We start from the raw sequence: 18,333 nt of genomic DNA on the forward strand, positions 1-18,333 counted from the left end.
ACTTCTTCCTCCGGATCATGGGAAATACGGGGAGCCGGCCGGCGTCCCCTGGGCGACATGAAAGCTATGATATCCACAACCAACAGGGTATCCTGCCATTTCGGGAACTTTCCTCTCAATTTCCGGAAGGATTCGATGGATCGGTTTGAAGCGATGTCGGTGCTGCTAACGGTGGTCGACGCCGGCAGCCTCTCGGCTGGAGCGCGGCGATTGCATGCACCGCTCGCCACGGTCAGCCGCAAGGTCGCGGATCTTGAAAAGCACCTTGGCGTGCGCCTGGTCCTGCGCACCCGCCGCGGCCTCACCTTGACGGATGAGGGGCGCAGCTTCGTCGCCGCGTCACGTCGTATTCTGGAGGAACTGGACGCGGCAGAGCGACAGGCCAGCGGCGACTATGGCGCGCTGCGTGGCGGGCTGCACGTGACCGCACCGATTGCCTTCGGCGAGCGCCATCTGCTGCCAATAGCTCTGGAGTTCCTGAAGGAGCAACCCGATATCAACCTGCGCCTGACCCTCGCCGATCGGCAGCTAAGTCTGGCAGATGAGCACGTCGATGTGGCGCTGCGGATCGGACACTTGGCGGACAGCGCGCTTATCGCAACGCGCGTCGGCGCCGTCCGACGGTTGATATGCGCGAGCCCCGACTATCTTGCCCGCCGAGGCGTTCCGCAGCAGCCGGAAGACCTCAGCCAGCATGACGGCATAAGCTTTCAGGGCTTTGCGACCGCGCCGGAATGGCGCTACCGCCGGGACGGCGCGGCCTTTACCATCGAGCCGCGCCCCAAATTCGCGGTCAATACGACGGAGGCTGCCATTCAGGCTGCAATAGCCGGTATCGGCATTATCCGCGTGCTGTCTTACCAGATCTCCGATCAGTTGCGCTCCGGTGCTCTGCACGAATTGCTGACGGACCTTGCACCGGAACCGCTACCTGTGAACGTTGTCCATGGACCAGCCGATCCCCTGCCGCTGAAGGTGCGGTGCTTCCTCGACTGGATCGTCCCAAGCCTACGCGCACAGATGGCTTACTAGCGTCCCCGCTATCCAGGCGCGCCTCCGTTGATGGCGGTCAGGCGCACCGGTGCGAATGCTGCAAGGTAGCTCGCCTTCCCTAAGCACCTAACATGGCGGCTTTCCAGAAAGAGCCAAAGCGTTCTCTAGGACTGAAATGCGGGGCGCAAAGCGGTCAAGACCGCCCTCGGCCCCTTTGCTGCCGTTCGAGGTCGATCCGAGAAACGTGCGGTATGTGCTAGAATGCAACCGAAGGGCGGAACGCGACAGACGCACTGCGAGGGGCGGTGTGATCGAACCGGAATTCGCGCGACCGAGAGCCGACGTTGTACTCTTGAAAGGGGAGACGAGGACGATGCCGACACCACAGCAACCCAGTCTAATAGTTCGACAGAAATCCCCACAGAATATCGAGTTTCCGTTTGCGTCGCTCTCCGATTGGCTGATCCCAACCGAGCTGTTCTTCGTGCGAAACCATTTCGCGTCGCCGGACCTCGATGCGCGAGACTGGAGATTGCACGTTGGCGGGGCGGTAGAGCGGCCGATCGAACTTGACCTCGACAGCATCAAGGCGATGCGGAGCACGACTTTCACCGCCGTCGTCGAGTGTGCAGGGAACGGGCGCGTCTACTATGTGCCGCCGAAGGAGGGGTTGCAGTGGCAGAACGGAGCCGTCGGCAATGCCGCGTGGACAGGTGTTCTTCTGCGCGAGATTTTGGAAATGGCGGGCGTTAAGCGAACCGCACGTGAGGTTCTGCTCGCAGGCGCCGACAGCGGCGTCGTCGACACGAACAAGAAAACGGCTTCTCCCGGCCCCATCGCTTTTGCGCGCAGTTTACCGCTTGAGAAGGCCATCGCAGACAGCACGATCCTTGCCTATTCGATGAACGAGGAGCCGTTGACGCGCGATCACGGCTACCCGCTACGCGCGGTCGTGGGTGGCTGGTTCGGCATGGCTTGGGTCAAGTGGATCACGCATATCACGGTTGTGGAGCAACCGTTCCTTGGCTATTGGCAGGCGCGCGACTATTTCCGTTGGGAGCGCAGCCTCGGGGAACCCAGGCTGGTCCCCCTTGCGGAGATGGAGGTCAAAGCGCAGATCGCGCGTCCCGTACAGGGGGCGCATCTCATCGCCGGCCAACCGTACCGGATTTTCGGAGCCGCCTGGAGCGGAGAGGCTGTTATCCGGCAGGTGCAGATCTGCACCGGAGATGGCAGGGGCTGGCGCGAGGGAAGGCTCCTCGAAACAGAACGTCCCTTTGCATGGCGCTTGTGGGAGTACATGTGGACCCCGGAAGAAGTGGGGCGATATATACTACGATGTCGCGCGATCGATGGGGCGGGGTGCGTGCAGCCCGACGTCCAGCGTTCCGACTGCGAGAGCTACGCGGCCAATTGGATCGTTCCGGTGGAGGTTACGGTCGTTCCCGAGCCACAGACGTACGAGGAGGAATTCGTGATCTAATCACCCGCATGGGGCGGAATGGCGGCTTTTCGCGCAACTGCGACCCGCGTTGTCACTGCGTCATGTCCGCTTTGCAGCAACAGCGACGGGTGGCTCGATGACCATTATGAGGGCGCAGAGCGGTCGCTCACACTGAGATTGCCAGACGGCAGGTTTGGGTGGGGAGCGGAAGTTCGGTGCGAACGCACGAATCGCCGCTTTGCGGCTCCAACACCGGTCATCGCAGCGGCCGAAAACTTTTCTATTCTGCGACGTTGCAAAAGCGAATCTAAGATGAAGCATTTGTGCGACTGCAAAACCCTTACGTGGTAGTGGTTGTCTATGCCTTGGATACCGCTACCGTTCGTCGTCTCCCTTATTCTCGGCCTTATCCTCGTGCGGATGGTCCGACGGGGCGAGGGACAACTCGGCCTGTTTCCGCTGCTCGTCGCCACTCTCGCCGTTCAGGCCGTTTTGTCGGGACTGAACTGGAACGTCGGTTGGTATCCGGCCCGCTTTATCCAGCCGGTCGTCGCGGCCGTCCTGCCCGCAGTCTCTTTCGCGGCCTTCGATCAGCTTCGCCCCAATAACGGACCAAAACCCACCCATCTGTGGCCGCACCTGATTCCGGCGAGCCTCGTTGCATGTCTCGTCGCTCTCTGGCGCGCGCCCATCGATATCGTCCTTTTTGCAATCTGCCTTGGATACGGTTTTGCGCTCCTGCGGATTGCGCGGCAGGGGTCGGGAACACTTGCCGCCGTGCGTATCAGCGATGAGTGGACCGCGCATAAGGCGCTCGTCGCAGTCGCGGTGCTGCTTGTTATGACGGCCTTTATCGACGCAACGATATCGCTGGACCTCCTTTTGGGCGACGGGCAGCAGGCTCGGATGATGTTGGCCGCTGCAAGTGTTCTGTGGCTGGCGGTCGCCGGCTACGCTGCAACGGTGGCGGATGACACGCGTCCCGGCACGGAATTCAAGACCACAGAGGAGCGTCCCCCATTCGCTATCCCCGAACCGGCGCCTGCCCCTTCTTCACCAAGCGCCGAAGAGGACGCGGCCATAATACGCCGAATTGACGCCCTGATGAGGGAGCAGCATCTCTATCGGGATCCGGACCTGACATTGGAACGCTTGGCCCGGCGCGCCGGCATTCCTGCGCGCCAGATTTCCGGCGCCATGAACCGAATTCACCGCCGCAACGTCTCTCAGATCGTGAACGAGTACCGGGTAAGCGATGCGAAGGGGCGGCTGGTCGAGACACGCGATCCGATGACCGTCGTCATGCTGGAATCGGGTTTTGGCACGAAGTCCAACTTCAACCGCGAGTTCCTGCGCGTCACAGGCATGACCCCGAGCGCCTATCGCCGCGTGGGCCGTCAAACACCGGCTGCACCTGAGGCGCGGCCTGCGGCACCCGCCTCCCGGTAGACCTTCCCCTCGGGGCAAAGGTTATTGTGGGAAACGACCTCGAACACGATCTCGGACGTCCGAGATCGCGTTCGAGGGCGCACCGGCATCGGATTCCGGCCATTCTTTCTGAACGTCGCGGCTGTCCAAGCATCAGCCAGATGCATGAACGATTTGACCGCGTAGTCAGGATGAAGGGCACAAGAGGAAAAAATGAAATTCTCGGTGAAAATCGCGGGCCTGCTTTGCACGATCGCTTCTTCGACGTTGCTACTGCAACGGGCAGCGGTCGCCAGCGACAGTGTCGGTGTGCGTCAGATTGCAGCGCCCTCCAAAGAGCGGAAAGCTGATCTCGCCGTCACCGTCTGGTACCCAGCGAGTTCAGGGGGCAAGTCCGTCGCCCTCGGCGAGAGCATCTTCTTTGAGGGGACGCCCGCCATGATGGATGCCCCGATCTCACACGGAAAATATCCTCTGATATTACTTTCCCATGGGGCCGGTCTGGCAGGAAGCCCACAAGCCATGAGCTGGATCGCAACGCCATTAGCAAAGCAGGGATACGTTGTGGCGGCGCCTACCCATCCCGGAAATACAGGGGCAAGCCGATCCGCGGCAGAAACGATGAAGCTATGGTTGAGGCCGGCGGACCTCACCGAAACCCTGAATGCGATGAGCAAAGACTCCTTTTTCAAAGAGCACCTCGAGCCCGACGAGGTAGGCGCGCTCGGCCTGTCCATGGGCGGCAGTACGGCGTTGGCGTTAGCGGGTGCTCGCATCGACCCAGACCGTTTGGCGGGCTATTGCGACACGGACGCGCTCAACGCTTCACTTTGCGAGTGGGTCAGGCAAAGCCGCGTTGATCTTCACGCCATGGATTTAGCATCGGCCGGTCGCGACAATGAAGATTCGCGCATTGGATTTGTCATGGCGATCGATCCTGCACCCGTCGATGTCTTCGACTTTAACAGCTTTTCCCGAATTGCAATTCCAGTCGATCTCGTGAATCTGGGTCAACCGGGAAAAATCCCCTTCACCGCGCAGGCTGACAAAATTGCAAAAGCGATCCCGAACTCCATCTATTCCACGATCGAAGATGCGAGCCACTACAGCATGTTTGCCGAGTGCAGGCCCAGCGCGGCCGAGATCGCTGAATCCAAAAAGGTAGGTGATCCGATCTGCTCGGATGGTGGAGGACGCTCACGCAACGAAATTCACACGCAACTGATCGACATGGTCATTGCTGCTTTCGGCCGAGCGCTGAAGCCGAGCCCGTAGGCTCCCGGTGCCAACCCGTGGAGGCCTGTTTACTTCGGGTTCGCCACTCCACCCGATGGAACCATTGACCTGCCTGGCTCTGTCGGTGGTACGTCAAGGCCTTTGTCCGCATTCGAGTTCGAACGTGCCGTTCACGCATTGAGAATCAACGACCCCATTGGTTCGGGGAGAGCCGTTCTTCCTCAGGCCCTGTGCACGGCTTGTTGCGAGGATGTTTACGTTCTGGGCCAAAAAGATCGCATAATGTATCGGCGGGAACCCGAGTGGCTACCGGCCTCACCATCTTCCAGCCCAGCGCCAGAGGCAATCAATCTTTATCTACGTTGGCCTATGCGTTCCTGCTTGATGTGACATAACCCCGGCTGCCGTCCATCAGCACCCGCGTATAGGGATGTGTGACGGTCCCGTCGAGCAATTGCTGCTTCGTCGCAACTTCAACGAAACCGCCTTCCTGCATAACGGCGACCCGGTCGCAAAGATGGGCAACGACAGCGAGGTCATGGCTGACAAGTATATAGGTCAGGCCTTCGCGCTCGCGAAGATCCTTGAGCAGGTTGAGGATCTCGGCCTGGATGGACACATCGAGCGCGGAGGTCGGCTCGTCGAGCAGAAGAATGCGCGGCTCGAGGATAAGTGCGCGAGCGATCGCTACGCGCTGGCGCTGGCCCCCCGAAAGCTGATGCGGATAGCGGTAGCGGAAATTCAGCGGGAGGCCGACATCGGTCAGGGCCTTTTCCACCCGCTTCTGGCGCCGGTCCTTGTCATGGATTTCCAGTGGCTCGAGCAAAGTCCGGCCTATCGTGTGGCGGGGATGGATCGAGCCGAAAGGATCCTGGAAGACCATCTGCTGCTTGGCTAGCTGTCCGTGCGAGCGCTTCTGCCCGATTTGCTCGCCGTCGATTTCGATGCGGCCGGTCCACTGCTGGTTGCGGCCGGCAAGGGCGCCCAGGATGGTGGACTTTCCGCAGCCGCTTTCGCCCACGAGACCAAATGCTTCGCCCTTTTCGACCGCAAAGGATACGTCGTTGACGATGCGGACCTGTTGCTGGCCCTTGCCGTAGGATACGGCCAGACGTTCGACATTGATCATGGACATCAGTTGTTCTCCAGCCAGGCCGGATCGCGACGCAGCACTTCTAGCCGGTCGCGCGGGTGGTCGAGGCTCGGCAGCGCATCGAGCAGGCCGCGGGTATAGGGATGTGTGGCGTTGTGCAGGTCCTTCGCGGCGATCGTCTCCACGATGCGGCCGGCATACATGATGAGGACCCGGTCGCAGAAGCTGCGGACGAGATTGAGATCGTGGGAGATGAAGATCAGGCCGATGTTCCGCTCGACGACGAGTTCGTCGAGGATCGACAACACCTGCTGGCGCACCGTCACGTCTAGCGCAGAAGTCGGCTCGTCGGCGATGATCAACGACGGAGAGGCGATCAGCATCATCGAGATCATGATACGCTGGCCCATGCCGCCCGAAACCTCGTGCGGATAGAGATTATAGACGCGTTGCGGGTCGCGGATGCGGACGCGCTCCAGCATGGCAAGCGCGCGTTCGCGCGCTTGCCTGCGGGACTTGCGTTCATGCAGGATGACGGTCTCGGCGATCTGGTCGCCGATCGTAATCACCGGATTGAGCGAATATTTAGGGTCCTGCAGGATCATCGAGATGCGCTTGCCGCGAATGCCGAGCATCTCCTTCTCTGTGGCCTCGAGGAGATCGACGTCCTCGAACATCATGCGATCGGCGAGCACGTTCGCCTTGGGAGGCTGTAGCCCCATGATGGCGCGGCCGGTCGTGCTCTTGCCCGAACCGGATTCGCCGATGATGCCGATCTTTTCGCGCCCGACGTCGAACGAGACGTTGCGCACGGCCATCACCGATCCCGACAGGGTCGGAAACTCCACCGACATGTTCCTCACAGAGAGGATGAGATTAGAGGAACTAGCCATTTCGGGGATCCAGGATGTCGCGCAGGCCATCGCCCAGCAGGTTGAAGGCAAGACTGACGGTCAAGATCGCAATGCCGGGGATTGTCGTCAGCCACCAGGCGTCCAGCAGGTACTGGCGGCCGGAGGCTGCCATGGCGCCCCATTCCGCCATCGGCGGCTGAGCGCCGAGGCCGAGAAAGCCGAGGCCCGCTGCCGTCAAGATAATGCTCGACATGTTGAGCGTCAGGCGAACGATGATCGACGGGGCGCAAAGCGGCACGATGTGGCGCAGCAAGATGCGGCCCATGCCGGCGCCCTGCAGTTCGGCGGCAACGACGAAGTCGGCATTGCGAAAGGTCAGGGTTTCGGCGCGTGCAAGGCGGGCGATCGGCGGCCAGACAGTCAGCGCAATGGCAATGACGGCGTTTTCGATGCCCGGGCCGAGGCTGGCGGAGAAGGCAAGGGCCAGAACAAGGCTGGGGAAGGACAGGAAGATATCGGTTATCCGCATCAGCACGATATCGACCCAGCCGCCGAGATAACCGGCAGTGGCGCCGATGACGAAGCCGATCGGAGCGACGACGACGGTCACCAGGATGCTGATGTAAAGCGTGGTGCGTGAGCCATAGACCAGGCGCGAGAAGACGTCACGACCGAATTCATCCGTTCCGAACCAGTGCTGGGCCGAGATTGGCTGAAGGGCGAACGCCAGATCCTGGGCATAGGAATCGTGGGTGGCGATCATCGGAGCAAGGGCCGCCACGGCGATCAGGCCGAGCACTACGAGAAAGCCGCAGAACGCCAGTGGATTGGCCAGGAGGTTGAGCCAGGCGACATAGAAGGTGTGCAGTCTGGCTTGGCGCGTTGAGGTGAAATCCTCGTTGATCAGCCAGTTGTGCAGGGTGGCAAAGGAGCCAGGCTTGGTCATGACGTTCACCGTGTCCTCGGGTCGATGAAGCGATAGACAATGTCCGAGAGGAGATTGATCGCGATGGAAATGATACCGATCAGCAGCACGCTGCCGAGAACGGCGTTCATGTCGGCGAAGAACAATGCGGATGTCAGGTACTGACCCAGGCCCGGCCAGGCGAATACCGTCTCGATGAGCACCGTGCCATCGAGCAGGCCGCAATAGGCGAGCGCAACAACGGTAAGAAGCTGGACGCGAATGTTGCGGAAGGCGTGGCGCCAGACGACTGAACGCTGGCTTAGCCCCTTGGCGCGCGCAGTCAGGACATATTCCTGGCGGAGCTGTTCCAGCATGAAGCTTCGGCTCATGCGGCTGAGATAGGCCATGGCCGCATAGCCGAGGATCAGCGCCGGCGCGACCACATGGTGAAGGGCACTCCAGAACACTTCCCATTCGCGGGCGAGAATGGAGTCCAAAAGGATCGATCCGCTCGGTCCCTCGACAAGGCCCTCGTTATAGATATCGATGCGCCCGCCTCCGGGGATCAGTCCAAATTTTGCATAGAAGACGAGAATGACGATGGTGCCGAGCCAAAAGATCGGTGTCGAATAACCAAGCAGACCGACAATGCGGCCAAGATGGTCGACCCACGTTCCCTTGCGTACAGCAGAAATGACCCCAAGCGGGACACCCAGACCAGCACCGATCAGTGTCGCAAGCGTCGCAAGTTCGATGGTTGCCGGAAAGACGCGGGCAAGGTCGCTGGCGACCGGGTTCTTGGTGATGTGAGACTGGCCGAATTCCAGATGCACGACGTCACTCAAATATGCGCCGAACTGAACATAAAGCGGTCGGTCCAGCCCCATCTCCTTGTGGACCCGTTCGTAGGTCGCCTGGTCGGCCTGGTCGCCGATCGCCGCAATGACGGGGTCGGCAGGAACGAGGCGCCCGATTACGAAGGTGATCACCAGCAGGCCGAGCAGGGTCGTCAGAATAACTGCGAGGGAAGTGGCTACCTTTCTCAACCCAGACAGCAGTTTGCTGCTGTCTGGGCTGCGTGCGGCAGTCGCTTGGGAGGAGGTCAAGTTGCTTGTCCTTGGCTTGCGGCGATCACTCGCCCTTGGTCACGGTATCCCAGCGGGTCAGCCAGGTGGAATGACCGACATATCCCTTGACCTCCTTGCGGACCGCCTTGGCGTCCGTTCGCTGGAACGAGGTGACGAGGGCGGGGGAGGCAGCGAGGTATGCCTTGTTGATCTGGGCGTACAGCTCGGTACGCTTTGCCTTGTCGGTTTCGTGGGCGGCGGCCGTCACCATGTCCTGAATCTCCTTCGGCACATCCCATGCCGACCGCCAGGCAAGCAGTCCAGTCAGCTTGGCCTCGTCGCTGTTGTCTTTGTTGGTCGCATAGGAGGCGAGAACCGCATGAGGGTCCGGCAGACGTTCGCCCGAGCGGGCCGAGAAGATCTCGAAGTCGCGCTCGCGGAACTTGCCGATGTGGTCGCCGCCCTGCAGATCGAGCTTGATGCCGGCTTTGGCGGCATTGGCCTGAATTGACTGCGCAACTTCGAATTCCGGCGTGACCGGCGTTGCAAAGTAGACCTTGGAGAAGCCATCGGGATAGCCGGCTTCGGTCAGCAGCTGCTTGGCCTTGGCGATGTCCAGCTTGTAGGAATTGTCGCTAATGGCGCCCGGCAGGCCGGCGGGAATAATGCTCTGCTGCTTGATGCCGTAATACTTCATGACGGTGTTGCTGAGGCCGTCATAGTCGATGAGATAGCGGAATGCTTCGCGGACCTTCGGATTGGAAAGGATCTCGTCCTTCTGGTCGAGGGCCAGGTAGTAAAAGCCAAAGCCCGGCGTTTTCTGGATTTCAACCTTGCCGCCGGCCTCGAGCGCTGCAAGGTCCGTCGAGGACAAACGGGTCGCGACGTCCATGTCGCCCGCCTCGATCTGCAGGCGCTGTGCGGAGGATTCCGGGAAATGGCGAAGGATCACGCGGCGCATCGCGGGTTCACCCTGCCAGTAGTCCGAATACGCTTCAGCGATCAGCAGTTCGTTGGAGCGCCAGGTCTTAAGCGAGTAGGGGCCGGAGCCCGCATCTGCCGTCTGCAGATATTCGCGTCCCATGTCGCCATTCTTTTCCTTGTCTGCAAGGAAAACGCTGTCGAGGATTGAGGTGGAGAAGCTTGCCAGTGAGAGAAGGATGAGGTCGGCATTCCAGACCTCAGGTGTTTCAATCACGACTGTTTGATCGTCACTGGCGCGGATGAGGCTATCGACGGTTTCAGCGGAAAAGCCCCATTGGCGCAAGTCCGTGGATGGCGCCAGGCCGAGCTTGACCAGACGCCGCAGCGACCACTCGACGTCTTTGGCCGTCAGCGGGTTGCCCGAATGGAAGGTGACATCCGAGCGGATCTTGAAGGTGAAGGTCTTGCCGTCTTCCGAGACTGTCCAGCTTTCAGCAAGGCCCGGCTTTGGCTGGGTGATCTCGTCTGCCGAAAGCACGATCAGTCGTTCATAGAGATTGGCAACGACTTCGGCTGCTTCGAGCTGGTTCAGCTCATGTGGGTCAAGGCCGCGCATCGAAGACATATTGGTGGCAATCACCAACTGGTCGGTCGGTGTCTTGGCGTTTGCGCCAAGCGGGATGCCGGTTGCAATGGCAACGGCGCTGGCCAGCAAAATGAAATGACGTCTAAGCATTTTTTGTTTCCTCCTGTTGAGGCTCCTCAACCTCGAGCTGCCAATTTTCATATCGACAACGATCTGAAATCTGGTATATCAGATCTCACAAGTCGATTTGAACGTCAATAGGATTTTAAAGCCATGGCTCATCAACCAAGTCAGTCGGGTGGTGTCGGGGCTATCGAGCGGATCGATCCCCAGTTTCAGCTGACGATGCGTGACCACGTTCACCGGATTCTGCGTGGAGCGATCATTGCCGGGCGGTTTGCGGCTGACGAAAAGGTCAACGAACGCCAGCTGGCGGAGCAGTTTGGGGTCAGTACGACCCCGGTCAAGGAGGCCCTGCGCCAGTTGGAGGCGGAAGGGCTCGTCGAAGCGCTGCCGCGACGCGGCGTGATAATCCGTTTCAACATGAATTGGGCCGAGGAGATGATCCTTGCCCGCGCGGCACTGGAGTCGATGATCGGCCATCTGGCTGCAAAACGCATATCGGCCGAGGCCGCAGAGGCCTTGAAGGCGACCGTGAAGCTGATGGAGGCGGCGACATCGTCCGGAAACGCGGACGAGCTGATCACGCTCAACGAGACCTTTCACGACCAGATTCACAAGGCTTCGCGCTGTCAATATCTAGCCCGCCTGATCGAACGCCAGCAATTTTACGACGCCAGCATCCGGCGCATCATTCATTCGGATCCTGCCGAACGCGAAAAGGCACTGCGGGAGCATACCGCTATAGCGACGGCGATCGTCGCGGGGGATGTCGAAGGCGCTGAGAAGCAGATGCGCGACCACGTGGTGCGCTCCGGCGAGACATATCTTTCAATCGTTTTCGGAAGCAAAGAGGGCAAATAAGTGAGTGGAAAACTCGAGATCGTCAGAAGGGCACTTGGCGGCATTTCCGGTGTACCCGTCACCCCCTATCGCGCCGATGGCACTGTGGATGTCGAAAAGCTCGACGCGCTAATCAAGGGGCTCGCTGCTGCACGCGTCCACAACCTCATGGCCGCAGGCAATACCGGCGAGTTCTTCACGCTGACGCTGGATGAAATCCGTCTGGTGCATGCGACGACGATCAAGGCTGCTGCCGGAGAGTCGCTTGTCAGCGCTGCCGTGGGACGTTCTCTGGCCGACGCCAAGTCGCTCGCAAGCGATGCGATTGCCGAAGGCGCCGACGCGATCATGGGACATCATCCGATGGATCCCTTTGCCGGACCGTCCTACCAGGCCCGCTATTTCCTCGAGCTGGCCGATTTCTGCACGGTGCCCGTGATTGCCTATGTGCGCAGCGACGGTTTGTCGGTTGCCGATTTCCGCGCGCTTGCGCTGCATCCTAATATCGCAGGCATCAAGTTCGCGTCCTCCAACCTGATGCTGCTGGCCGAGGTCATCCGTTCCACCCGGGATGCCCCTGCGATCTGGGTCTGCGGCCTCGCCGAAGGCTGGGCTCCGGCCTTCTACGCCCTTGGCGCCCGCGGCTTTACCTCCGGCCTCGTCAATGTCTTTCCCGAGCGCTCGCATGCCATTCTTCGCGCGCTTGACGAAGGCAACTATGCCGCTGCGCGCCGGCTCATCGATGGCATCGCTGAGTTCGAATCCCTGCGCACGAAATACAATAACGGCGCGAACGTCACCGTGGTCAAGGAAGCGCTGGCCATGCTTGGGAATGAAGTTGGCCCGGTGCGTGTTCCGGGCGTCGTGGCGTTGAACGAAGGCGAGCGCGCCATCCTACGCACCGTCGTCGATCGCGTCACGTCCGAAACCCGCGCCGCTTGACGGAGAATTGAACGTGCATATTACCGGTATCAAGACCTACATGCAGCGCGTGGACGACCGGCCGCGCCTGCTGCTCAAAATCGAGACTAGCGAAGGCATCAGCGGTTGGGGCGAATGCTACAACCACGGTCCTGATTGGGCACTGCCGCCGCTGCTCGACTATCTCTTCCACCAGATCGAAGGCGAGGACCCGCGGCGGGTGGAGTTCTTGGTTCTGAAGCTTAACCAGCAATGCCGGTTTCCGCCGGGAGCACTCGGTCTTGCCGCCATTTCGGCCATTGACCATGCACTTTGGGATATCGCCGGAAAGGCGGCCGGGTTGCCTGTCTATATGCTGCTGGGCGGCAATGTGCGCGATCGCGTGCGCGTCTATTGCGGGGTCTATACCGCGCCGGACGCCGAACATGCGCGAGACCAGACGCTTCGGCTTCACGAGGAATATGGCTATACCGCCTTCAAGCTCAGCCCCTATCGTCGCGACCTTCATGCCAGCCGTTGGGGTGAGCTCGTCAAGGAGACCGGTGACTGGTTCGGCCGTATCCGCGAACTAACCCCATCAAACTTCGAGTTCGCCTTCGACGCCCATGCGAAGATCTTCGAGCCTTATCAAGCTGTGCAGCTTGCATCGGCTATCGCCTCCCATGACCCTTACTTCTATGAGGAGCCGATACGGCCGGAGCATATCCCGGCCTGGGCCGAACTGAAGGCGAAGGTCACGGTACCATTGGCGACGGGCGAATCCCTCTACAATCGCTTCGAGTTCTTGTCGCTGTTGTCGGCGCGGGGCGCCGACATTATTCAGCCGGATATCTGCGTGGTGGGTGGTGTAACCGAAATGCGCCGCATCGCAGCCATTGCCGAAGCGCATTACGTGACGGTTGCGCCCCACAACCCGATGGGGCCGCTTGCCACTGCGGTCAACGTGCATTTCTGTGTCGCGCAACCGAATTTCAAGATCCTGGAATTCAAGCCGCATGTGCATGCACCCTGGGCGCTCGATCCCTATATCCCCGTGGACGGCCACATGGAAATACGCCCCAACCGTCCAGGCTGGGGTATCGAGATCGATGAGAAGGTTCTCGAAAAGGACGATTATATCCACTGGGAACGCAAGGTTACCAGCAAGCCGGATGGTGCGACGGCTTATCCCTGAGATCTGCCGAACCGGAACTCGAGCTCAGACCGCTGCGCGGCGTCCATCTCAAGGCTTGATCGGCCAGGCCCGCTGTCGCAACTGAACCGCGCCGTCAGTCCGGACCGGCGCGGTGTGCTGGTCAAGTGCGCAGCTTCACCGACCCAATCGGCGCAGCTGTGCCCGAATGAAACGTGAGTTATCCCTGGCCGACGTCAGGCAGGGGTGACGTTTTCGGCCTTCGATTTGCCTGTCTTGCGATCCTGGCCAAGTTCATACGTGACTTTCTGACCCTCACGCAGCGAGCCGCCATGTCCGACGGCAGAGACGTGCACGAACACATCAGCGCCGCCGTTATCTGGTGTGATGAAGCCGAAGCCTTTGTCCTGATTGAAAAACTTTACGGTACCTGATGCCACGGAGTCCCCCCTGGTGATTACGGCCAATTGCCGCCGGAAGCATAGCGAGTGCAGCGGACAACAGCAAACGGCAATGCCGCAGAATACCGTTCATCCTGCGCACGAAGCTCAGGAACCAGGTAAAGTATGATCACAGGCGATTTCCAAACATCGCGGATCCTGCATGGCGCCGGGGACCGTTAAGATATCGCTACAGATCCAACCCAACGATCTCGACGGGATGAGATCGAAGCCCCATTCGAAGGGTGCTGTGCAACGCATCTGCTGCCGATCTCGACACCATGTTTTGGATCGTGATGTGAGGCTGCCACTTCCGCAGGTCTTGTCCGCCCGGCCACGAAACGAAAGTCACTCTCAATTCAATGTGGACGCGTTCGACCTGCGGGCTTGCGATTGTGAAGGCAACGCCGGCACCGAGGTGACGCAGACCGGGGACCTGGGCCGTAATGCCACGATTTGCGGCAGCGACTTCTGTAAGATGTTTGAGGATCTGCTCCATGTACTCGCCGGGCAGGCGGTGAAACATCGTCAGATGAGCTCGGAGGAAATTTCGAGGCGGTGGAAAGTGTGCCCGCCGCAAGCGATCGATGTGGTTCCAGATCGTTATCCGAAAATTTTCGCAGTCAGTATCAGCGGCCGGATCGTCTTCAAACCATCTATCCTTCACGACCTCGACGAAACCAGTAGAGATGTACGTGGTTCAAAATGATCAGCGCGTCCATCCCCGAGAGGACCGACGCCTTACGTTACACAGCACTGGGCGCAGCGCGAGAATTTCGGCTACGCCGGCTCAGTAGTAGGAGAGACGCATTCTTACCGTTGCCCGTAACAGGGCTGAAAGGTGTTGTCGTTGCTGTATGACCGGTAACGGTCATAACGCCGCTCGACATGGGCTGAGCTTGGCTTCGAGTAGACCTGTGGATGACATCGCTTTATGCCAAGCGCCTTTACAAAGCTGATGAGGAGACCCGGTTGGCGTGGTGACAGGCGGTCAGTAGGCCGGGAGCACCGGTCCTCGCCGTTAACTCGGGTTCCTGTTCCGCGCAAATTGATGTTGCCCTCCAGCAACGAGTCCGGAAGCGGCAGCCGCTCGGCGGATCAGCAGGGCTGGGCAGATCGCCCTGCAGAACGATGCGTTTGCGTTGACCGCGCAGCCTTGGGTCGGGCGTCGGCACGGCTGAGAGTAGCGCTTGAGTGTAGGGGTGGGCTGGAGCCGAGAAGATCTGCTCCTTCGGTCCGGTTTCGATGATCTTGCCGAGATACATAACCATCGCGCGGTCCGAGACATGTCGCACCACGGCAAGATCATGGGCAACGAACAGCATGGCTAGATTGCGTTCGCGCCGCAGTTTGGCCAAGAGATTGACAACCTGCGCCTGGACCGAAACATCGAGGGCGGAGACGGGCTCGTCGCAGACGAGCAGCGAGGGGTTCAAGGTTAGCGCCCGGGCGATACCGAGGCGCTGTCGCTGGCCACCGGAGAATTCCGAGGGATAGCGCTCGGCATGCTCGCCCCTCAGGCCAGCGGCTTCGAGTAGTGCGACCGTTTCTTCGCGCCAGCGCTCCTTTGGCACCGTGCCTGGGTGCAGCGCCCAGGGCTCCGAGATCAAGCGATCCACCCGCATTCGAGGATTGAGCGACTGATAGGGATCCTGGAAGACAACTTGCATCTTGCGACGCAGTGCGTGAAGCTCCTTGCCGCTTGCCTGGGTGAGGTCGGCGCCATCGAGCAGTGCCCGGCCGCTGGTAGCCGGGCCAAGCTTCAGCAGGGTGCGGACCAGCGATGTCTTCCCAGCAGCCGCTTTCACCCACGAGACCCAAGGTTTCACCTCGGGCGATTTCGAAGCTGACGTTCTCGACCGCGCGGATCGGCGCCGCGACTGTGCCGAAGTGACGGGACAGGTTTTCGACCTTGAGAAAGGGTTCGTTCATGCTGGCAGTACCGGAAAATGGCAGGCGGCTTGGCGACCTGGACCCATGATTTCAAGGGGCGGCACTATCTGCGCGCAAAGCTCTCGCGCACGCGAACATCGCGTACGGAACGCACAGCCGGAGGGGAGGGCGACTGGATTGGGCGCGGAGCCGGCGATGGCTACCAATTCCGCATCTTCGCTGTCCATGCGCGGCTGCGATGCCAGCAGTCCGACGCTGTAGGGATGACGGGCATCCTCGAACAGTTCGAACACATTCGCCGTCTCGACAATCCGGCCGGCATACATGACGCCGACACGGTCCGCGAGTTCGGCGACGACGCCGAGATCGTGGGTGATGAAGATCATGCCGGCGTCGCTCCGCTTGCGCACACGGTCGAGGAGGTCAATGATCTGCGCCTGGATGGTAACGTCGAGTGCGGTCGTCGGCTCGTCAGCGATGATGACATCCGGCTCCAACGCCACCGCCATGGCGATCATGATCCGCTGGCGCATGCCGCCGGAAAATTCGTGCGGATATTGCTTGGCACGGCGCGCAGGATCGGGAATGCCGACGGCGGTCAGGAGATCGATCACGGCCCTGTCGACGCCGCCATCGGGCTGGAGCCCATGGATGCGAAACATCTCGGCGATCTGCCAGCCGATCGGGTAGACGGGGTTGAGGGCAGCCAGCGCATCCTGAAAGATCAGGGCGACGCGGTCGCCGCAAAGATCGCGCCGGGAGCACGGCCGCAGACGAGTTGATTTGACCATCTGCAGGTGAGACATGATTGAGCCGCGTGCCGTATGCGATCACCTGCACGTGCGCACTGCAAGCCATCAATTGCGCCCGCCTAGGGGCCACATTGGCTTTCTCGGCGTCCCGCATGGCGTGCAGTTCGACGGACAGAACCTGTTCCTCGCCCAGGAAAGCCTGCTGGGGCGGACCTGCTCCGGTGAGAAGATACCTGCCATACCTGATGGATTTGGTACTGAACCGTGAGATCAACCCCGGAAAGGTATTCGACCTTGAAGTGGCGCTGACCGAGGTTGCCGACGGCGATCGGGCCATGGACGGGCGTCGCCCGATCAAGACGCTGTTGCGGGTTTGAAGCTGGCCGCATGGGCCGCGGGAACGCCGGCGGCCCAGCATGTCTCAGATCCGGCAGGCGGGGAGGGGCGGTCAGCCGGCAATCCGGTCCTATGAGCGACCGCCCGTCGCACGGTCAGTTCGGAACGACGACGAGTTTGCCGACGAAGTTCTTCGCCATGAAATCTGTCTGCGCTCGATGAAATTCCGACAGAGGATAGGTCCCCCCGACGAGCGGGCGAATCTTCTTCTCTTCGATATAGCGCACCAGACGCCGGAAATCGGCGCGGCTGCCCTGGCTCGATCCGTGCAGTTCCAATTGCTTCAGATACATCGTCCTGAGATCGAGCTTAACGACCGGGCCGGCGATGGCGCCCGCGGTGGTATAGCGGCCTTCCGGGCGCAGGATCTTCAGAAGATCGTTGAAGAGCGGGCCGCCGACGAGGTCGGCGACGACGTCGATCGGCTGGCCGCCGCTTGCTGCGTGCACGGCCTCGGCAAGGTCGCCCTCGCCGCGGGTGACCACGGCTTCGGCGCCGATCTCGCGAATCGCGGCTTCCTTGCCGGGGCCGGCGACGGCGATCGGAATGGCGCCGCGGGCGCGGGCGAGCTGGATGATCGCCGAGCCGACGCCTCCGGAAGCGCCGGTCACTAGGACCCGCTCGCCGGCCGCGAGCCTCGCTCTTTCGAGCATGCGTTCGCCGGTCAGATAGGCGCAGCAGAAGGTCGCAAGCTCGACGTCGGTCAGGTCGGTCGCGACCACATGGGCGTTTTCGGCCGGAAGCGCCATATATTCGGCGTAGCCGCCGTCGCGGCCGTGGCCCATGTAATCGATGTCGGCGAGGCTATCGTCGTCGCGATTGTAGATCGAGAAGTCGACCATGACGCGCTCGCCGATGCGCGCCTCATCGACGCCGTCGCCGACGGCGACGACGTGGCCGACCGTGTCCGTGCCCTGGATGCGCGGGAACGTCAGCGTGTTGCCGTGGCGCCGCCAGGTCGAGACGGCGGAGGGATCGTCCTCGGTGCCGTAGGCACCTTCGCGCACCCAGACATCGGTGTTGTTCATGCCGCAGGCGGTGACCTTGATCAGCACCTCGCCCGGGGCCGGTGCCGGGACGGGGACGTCCCGGCTGTAGACGAGCTTGTCCAAATCGCCATGCCCGGTGAGTTGTACGGCTGCCATGGTCTTCGGAACCGAATGCATCATCCGTATTCCCCTCAACGGCCGAGCACGGACTGGATGGCGCCGACTGCCGCCTTGACGACGATATCGGCCTCCTCGCGCGTCAGGCAGAGTGGCGGCGCAAAGCCGAGGATGTCGCCCTGCGGCATCGCGCGGCCG

General features: G+C 60.9%; 16 protein-coding genes and 2 pseudogenes. 8 read left to right on the forward strand and 10 right to left on the reverse strand.

What is annotated here, in order from left to right; genetic code table 11:
* The first annotated feature begins 135 nt into the window (after positions 1-135).
* The 4 genes from QN219_RS30680 to QN219_RS30695 all read left to right on the forward strand — a co-directional run bounded on the left by QN219_RS30680 (position 136) and on the right by QN219_RS30695 (position 5,140).
* Entirely contained in the window at positions 136-1,032 is an 897-nt protein-coding gene (locus QN219_RS30680) for a LysR family transcriptional regulator (RefSeq protein WP_284004213.1), read from the forward strand.
* Positions 1,033-1,366: 334 nt separating this feature from the next.
* A complete protein-coding gene (locus QN219_RS30685; protein WP_284004214.1) occupies positions 1,367-2,476 on the forward strand; it encodes a sulfite oxidase in 1,110 nt (369 codons plus the stop codon).
* Positions 2,477-2,797: 321 nt separating this feature from the next.
* Entirely contained in the window at positions 2,798-3,886 is a 1,089-nt protein-coding gene (locus QN219_RS30690; protein WP_284004215.1) for an AraC family transcriptional regulator, read from the forward strand.
* 192 nt (positions 3,887-4,078) lie between these two features.
* Positions 4,079-5,140: an alpha/beta fold hydrolase gene (locus QN219_RS30695; protein WP_284004216.1), complete on the forward strand. Its 1,062-nt coding sequence runs from the start codon at positions 4,079-4,081 to the stop codon at positions 5,138-5,140.
* 328 nt (positions 5,141-5,468) lie between these two features.
* Here the strand turns inward: QN219_RS30695 and QN219_RS30700 are convergent, their stop codons facing one another.
* Genes QN219_RS30700 through QN219_RS30720 form a run of 5 tightly spaced genes read right to left on the reverse strand, consistent with a single transcriptional unit; the run spans position 5,469 to position 10,682 of the window.
* Positions 5,469-6,230, reverse strand: a complete 762-nt coding sequence (locus QN219_RS30700; protein WP_284004229.1) for an ABC transporter ATP-binding protein — start codon at positions 6,228-6,230, stop codon at positions 5,469-5,471.
* A gap of 5 nt (positions 6,231-6,235) precedes the next feature.
* Entirely contained in the window at positions 6,236-7,087 is an 852-nt protein-coding gene (locus QN219_RS30705; protein WP_284004217.1) for an ABC transporter ATP-binding protein, read from the reverse strand.
* Positions 7,080-7,994 (reverse strand): ABC transporter permease, encoded by a 915-nt coding sequence (locus QN219_RS30710; protein ID WP_284004218.1) that lies wholly within the window; start codon positions 7,992-7,994, stop codon positions 7,080-7,082. The genes QN219_RS30705 and QN219_RS30710 overlap by 8 nt, the downstream gene beginning before the upstream one ends.
* Before the next feature lie 5 nt (positions 7,995-7,999).
* On the reverse strand, positions 8,000-9,061 hold the full coding sequence (locus QN219_RS30715; RefSeq protein ID WP_405052293.1) for an ABC transporter permease: 1,062 nt from the start codon (positions 9,059-9,061) through the stop codon (positions 8,000-8,002).
* A 25-nt stretch (positions 9,062-9,086) separates the two neighbouring features.
* A complete protein-coding gene (locus QN219_RS30720; RefSeq protein ID WP_284004219.1) occupies positions 9,087-10,682 on the reverse strand; it encodes an ABC transporter substrate-binding protein in 1,596 nt (531 codons plus the stop codon).
* 123 nt (positions 10,683-10,805) lie between these two features.
* On the opposite strand from QN219_RS30720, the gene QN219_RS30725 reads away from it, so the two are divergent.
* From QN219_RS30725 to QN219_RS30735, 3 genes are read left to right on the forward strand one after another with little or no spacing between them, the layout of a single operon-like run.
* A complete protein-coding gene (locus tag QN219_RS30725; protein WP_284004220.1) occupies positions 10,806-11,516 on the forward strand; it encodes a GntR family transcriptional regulator in 711 nt (236 codons plus the stop codon).
* Positions 11,517-12,437: a dihydrodipicolinate synthase family protein gene (locus tag QN219_RS30730; RefSeq protein WP_284004221.1), complete on the forward strand. Its 921-nt coding sequence runs from the start codon at positions 11,517-11,519 to the stop codon at positions 12,435-12,437. It begins immediately after the preceding gene.
* A gap of 13 nt (positions 12,438-12,450) precedes the next feature.
* Positions 12,451-13,590 (forward strand): mandelate racemase/muconate lactonizing enzyme family protein, encoded by a 1,140-nt coding sequence (locus QN219_RS30735; RefSeq protein ID WP_284004222.1) that lies wholly within the window; start codon positions 12,451-12,453, stop codon positions 13,588-13,590.
* Between the two features lie 194 nt (positions 13,591-13,784).
* Here the strand turns inward: QN219_RS30735 and QN219_RS30740 are convergent, their stop codons facing one another.
* The 4 genes and pseudogenes from QN219_RS30740 to QN219_RS30755 form a co-directional block, all read right to left on the reverse strand.
* Entirely contained in the window at positions 13,785-13,988 is a 204-nt protein-coding gene (locus tag QN219_RS30740; RefSeq protein WP_284004223.1) for a cold-shock protein, read from the reverse strand.
* Positions 13,989-14,178: 190 nt separating this feature from the next.
* On the reverse strand, positions 14,179-14,655 hold the full coding sequence (locus QN219_RS30745) for a 2'-5' RNA ligase family protein (protein ID WP_284004224.1): 477 nt from the start codon (positions 14,653-14,655) through the stop codon (positions 14,179-14,181).
* Between the two features lie 280 nt (positions 14,656-14,935).
* Positions 14,936-15,920 (reverse strand): annotated as a pseudogene (locus QN219_RS30750) (ABC transporter ATP-binding protein).
* Complete coding sequence (locus QN219_RS30755; protein ID WP_284004225.1) at positions 15,917-16,687, reverse strand: ABC transporter ATP-binding protein; 771 nt, start codon at positions 16,685-16,687, stop codon at positions 15,917-15,919. The pseudogene QN219_RS30750 and the gene QN219_RS30755 overlap by 4 nt, the downstream one beginning before the upstream one ends.
* Positions 16,688-16,751: 64 nt before the next feature.
* Here QN219_RS30755 and QN219_RS30760 point away from each other — a divergent pair.
* Positions 16,752-17,010, forward strand: a pseudogene (locus tag QN219_RS30760) (IMP dehydrogenase); the annotation flags it as partial.
* A 114-nt stretch (positions 17,011-17,124) separates the two neighbouring features.
* Here the strand turns inward: QN219_RS30760 and QN219_RS30765 are convergent.
* Positions 17,125-18,198 carry an alcohol dehydrogenase family protein gene (locus QN219_RS30765; protein WP_284004226.1) on the reverse strand — a complete coding sequence of 358 codons (1,074 nt, stop codon included), beginning with the start codon at positions 18,196-18,198 and terminating at the stop codon, positions 17,125-17,127.
* Positions 18,199-18,333: the final 135 nt, after the last annotated feature.

This window comes from Sinorhizobium sp. 8-89, from assembly GCF_030124325.1.
Taxonomy (GTDB): domain Bacteria; phylum Pseudomonadota; class Alphaproteobacteria; order Rhizobiales; family Rhizobiaceae; genus Sinorhizobium.

Coding starts and splice junctions, on each gene's coding strand:
- QN219_RS30680 (WP_284004213.1), top strand. CDS start 136: ATGGATCGGTTTGAAGCGATGTCGGTGCTGCTAACGGTGGTCGACGCC.
- QN219_RS30685 (WP_284004214.1), top strand. CDS start 1,367: ATGCCGACACCACAGCAACCCAGTCTAATAGTTCGACAGAAATCCCCA.
- QN219_RS30690 (WP_284004215.1), top strand. CDS start 2,798: ATGCCTTGGATACCGCTACCGTTCGTCGTCTCCCTTATTCTCGGCCTT.
- QN219_RS30695 (WP_284004216.1), top strand. CDS start 4,079: ATGAAATTCTCGGTGAAAATCGCGGGCCTGCTTTGCACGATCGCTTCT.
- QN219_RS30700 (WP_284004229.1), bottom strand. CDS start 6,230: ATGATCAATGTCGAACGTCTGGCCGTATCCTACGGCAAGGGCCAGCAA.
- QN219_RS30705 (WP_284004217.1), bottom strand. CDS start 7,087: ATGGCTAGTTCCTCTAATCTCATCCTCTCTGTGAGGAACATGTCGGTG.
- QN219_RS30710 (WP_284004218.1), bottom strand. CDS start 7,994: ATGACCAAGCCTGGCTCCTTTGCCACCCTGCACAACTGGCTGATCAAC.
- QN219_RS30720 (WP_284004219.1), bottom strand. CDS start 10,682: ATGCTTAGACGTCATTTCATTTTGCTGGCCAGCGCCGTTGCCATTGCA.
- QN219_RS30725 (WP_284004220.1), top strand. CDS start 10,806: ATGGCTCATCAACCAAGTCAGTCGGGTGGTGTCGGGGCTATCGAGCGG.
- QN219_RS30755 (WP_284004225.1), bottom strand. CDS start 16,687: ATGTCTCACCTGCAGATGGTCAAATCAACTCGTCTGCGGCCGTGCTCC.
- QN219_RS30765 (WP_284004226.1), bottom strand. CDS start 18,198: ATGATGCATTCGGTTCCGAAGACCATGGCAGCCGTACAACTCACCGGG.